This window comes from Paraclostridium benzoelyticum (assembly GCF_001006285.1).
Lineage (GTDB): Bacteria > Bacillota > Clostridia > Peptostreptococcales > Peptostreptococcaceae > Paraclostridium > Paraclostridium benzoelyticum.
Map to the genome: position 1 here is coordinate 1 of NZ_LBBT01000285.1, position 3,742 is coordinate 3,742.

Sequence of the window (3,742 nt, forward strand, 5' to 3'; positions counted from 1 at the left end):
ATAAGGGTATCTTATATTTATAAAACTAATTATTTATAATAAGGAGAAAAAATGGAAAATAATAAAAAAAATATAGAGACAGGATGGAATTTAAATAATAGTTACATGAATTTACCAGACTTTTTTTATAGTAAAATAAATTTAAATCCAGTTCCTTCACCTAGCTTAGTTATTTTAAATGATTCTTTAGCTAAATTTTTAGGATTAAATATAGATAACCTTAAAAGTAAGGATGGAATAGAATTACTTTCAGGAAACAAAAAGATAGATGAGGGTGCTTTTATAGCTCAAGCATATGCAGGTCACCAATTTGGGCATTTTACAATGCTAGGAGATGGGAGAGCATTGTTAATAGGAGAGCAAATAAATCCATATGGAGATAGATTTGATATTCAGCTTAAAGGATCTGGTAAAACACCTTACTCTAGAGGAGGAGATGGGAGAGCTGTTCTTGGGCCTATGCTTCGTGAATATATAATAAGTGAAGCTATGTATGGTCTTGGAGTGCCAACCACTCGAAGTCTAGCAGTAATAAAAACTGGAGAATCTGTGATTCGTGAAAATATAAAAAAAGGAGCAATTTTAACACGCGTAGCTTCTAGTCATATTAGATTTGGAACATTTGAATATGCTCTAAATTATGGAGGTATTAAGTCAGTTAAAGAGTTAGCTGATTATACAATCAATAGACATTACTCATATATAAAAGATGATAAAGATAAATACATTAACTTACTTAAAGAAGTTATAAATGCTCATGCTAAACTTGTTGCTAAGTGGCAAAGTATTGGATTTATCCATGGGGTTATGAATACCGACAATATGACTATAAGTGGAGAGAGTATTGACTATGGACCTTGTGCATTTATGGATAATTATAAACCAGACACTGTTTTTAGTTCTATCGATAGATATGGAAGATATTCATATGAAAATCAACCCAATATGGCTGAATGGAATTTATGTAGACTAGCTGAAGCATTATTGCCTTTAATAAGTGATGATAAAAATGAAGCTATAAAGATTGCTCAAGATGCTATTTCTGAGTTCTCAGAAATTTATTATTTAAATTGGATTAAAAATATGAGATTCAAATTAGGATTATTCGATGAAGAATTACAAGATAAAGCATTGATAGAAGATTTACTTAGTATGATGGAAAAATATAGTGAAGATTTTACTAGCACTTTTATATCATTAACATTTAATAAAACTAATAAAAAAGGAATGTTTAATAGTGAAGAATTTAAATCTTGGTACAGCTTGTGGAAAGAAAGATTAAAAAGACAAGGAAATTCTCAAGATGAAGTTTTTAAGTTAATGAAAAAATCAAATCCAGCATTAATACCAAGAAATCATAGAGTAGAAGAAGCTTTAGAAGCTGCTGATAAAGGAGATTTTACTTTCTTTAAAAAACTTTTAAGTGCACTTGAAAACCCATATGAACATTCTAAAGATCAAGAGGAATATGCAAAATTACCTAAGCCTTCAAGTTGTGCTTATAGAACTTATTGTGGGACGTAATAAAATATAAAAAACAAATAAAAACCATATTGATATAAATAATCAATATGGTTTTTATTTGTTTTTATAATATAATAAGGATAACAATACTACGTAAAAGTTAAAAGGAGTTTACTTAATGAAAACTATAGCTGTAGTGACAGATGGTATGTCAAAATTAGAATTATTTTTAAATAAAAATATAGAGTTGATTTTTAAAGATAAAGTGAAAATTAAAAACTATTACCTTAACAAATTATCAAATAAGGAAATAATTAAAGGTGATGTAGTTCTTGCAATGATAGATGATAGAGCTTTAAGGATAAAAGAATATGTTAAAGACACTAAAAAAATAATAAAAATAAATAGAAGTATAAAACAAAAAGATGTTTATAAATTATTTTCTTTACCAGAAGGAATTGATGTATTAGTTGTAAATGATAATGAATCTACTGTACTTGAAACAATATCTACTTTATACAATGTAGGTATAAATCATTTGAATTTCATACCTTATGACTCAAATAAAGAATACAAAGATATAAAGGTTGCAGTTACTCCAGGAGAAGTTAACTTAGTTCCTAGTTATATTGATGAAGTGATTGATATTGGGCATAGACACATAGATAGTTCTACATTTTTACAAATAATAGCTAAATTAAATATAGATGATAAAGATGTTACAGAAAGACTAATGAAATATTCAGATGAGGTAATTAGTTTATATTCTGGAGTAAACACTAAATATAAAGAACTTACTATAAAAAATGAAGAGTTGAGTTCAATAATAAATTTATCTAGTAATGGAATGGCTGTCATATCAAATAAAGAAGAGATACTAATTTGTAATCAAAGTTTAAAAAATATATTAGATATTGAGGATTCACTAGTAGGTAAGAAAATAAGTGAAATAAAAAGCAAAGATATTAAATTTATTTTTGATTTAGATAAAGTTAAAGATGAAGTTATAAAGTACAAAAACAAATATTTAAATATAAACAAATATGATATAGAAAGTTTTGGCAAAGTTACAGGATCGTATTACTGTATTCAAGAAATAACTTATATAAAAAAGTTAGAACAAAACTTAAGCAAAAAACTAAGGGATAAGGGACAAGTTGCTAGATATAATTTTAATGACATAAAAACTGAATCAATAAAGATGAAAAAATCAAAGGATTTGGGTAAAAAAATATCAAAATCAGATTATACAGTTTTAATTACAGGAGAAAGTGGAACTGGAAAGGAATTAATGGCTCAGTCTATACATAATGAATCATTAAGATCTAAACAGCCATTTATAGCTATAAACTGTGCAGCTATGCCAGAAAATTTATTAGAAAGTGAATTGTTTGGATATGAAGAAGGGGCATTTACAGGGGCTTTAAAAGGTGGGAAAAAAGGTTTATTTGAACAAGCTCATAACGGAACTATATTCTTAGATGAAATAGGAGATATGCCAATATATTTGCAAACCAAACTACTTAGAGTTCTTCAAGAAAACCAAGTTATGAGAGTTGGAGGAGAAAGTGTAATTGATATTGATGTTAGAGTTATAGCTGCAACTAATAAAAATTTATTAGAAATGATAAGACAAGAAAAATTTAGAGCAGATCTATATTATAGGATAAATGTATTACCTATAAATATTCCATCTTTAAGAGAACGAAAAGAAGATATATCTATGATGCTAAACTATTTTATGAAAAAGAAAAGGAATATAAGTGATGAAGCTAAAGAAATTTTAAATAAATATTCATGGCCAGGAAATATTAGAGAGCTAAAAAACACAGCTATGTACATTGATATAATGTGTATGGATGATAAAGTTAAAACTTGCGATTTACCACATAATCTTACTAATATGAAAATTGATTATAGTCAAGAAATTAAGATTTTAAAAGATAAAACAAACATAGATAAATCAAGAAAAGTTATGAGTTTTATAAGAGAAGAAAATTTATTAAATAAATGTGTAGGAAGAAATACAATCGTTAATAGATTAAACGAAGAAGGTATAATTATAACAGAAGGTGAAGTTAGAGGCATTTTAAGTATATTGAAGGAATTAGATTTAATAAACTCTGAAGTAGGCAGAAGAGGAAGTGAATTAAGCGAAAAAGGAATTTGTATATTAGATAACATTTAATAGGTAATGAAATAGGAAGATAAAAATTCCTAATTAACCTATTAAGTTAAAAAAATTATTAAGTTGAAAAATTAGTAATAGTGAAAAAAT

The 3,742-nt window shown here is 26.5% G+C and carries 2 protein-coding genes; both read left to right on the top strand.

The genetic code is table 11. The annotated features are described in order from the left end of the window. The first annotated feature begins 51 nt into the window (after positions 1–51). On the top strand, positions 52–1,524 hold the full coding sequence (locus VN21_RS14340; protein ID WP_046823867.1) for a protein adenylyltransferase SelO: 1,473 nt from the start codon (positions 52–54) through the stop codon (positions 1,522–1,524). Between the two features lie 118 nt (positions 1,525–1,642). After that, positions 1,643–3,652, top strand: a complete 2,010-nt coding sequence (locus VN21_RS14345; protein ID WP_046823868.1) for a sigma 54-interacting transcriptional regulator — start codon at positions 1,643–1,645, stop codon at positions 3,650–3,652. Positions 3,653–3,742 lie beyond the last annotated feature (90 nt).

What these genes read in the sequence shown, in the direction of transcription:
- VN21_RS14340 (WP_046823867.1), top strand. Translation starts at nt 52, where the DNA reads ATGGAAAATAATAAAAAAAATATAGAGACAGGATGGAATTTAAATAAT.
- VN21_RS14345 (WP_046823868.1), top strand. Translation starts at nt 1,643, where the DNA reads ATGAAAACTATAGCTGTAGTGACAGATGGTATGTCAAAATTAGAATTA.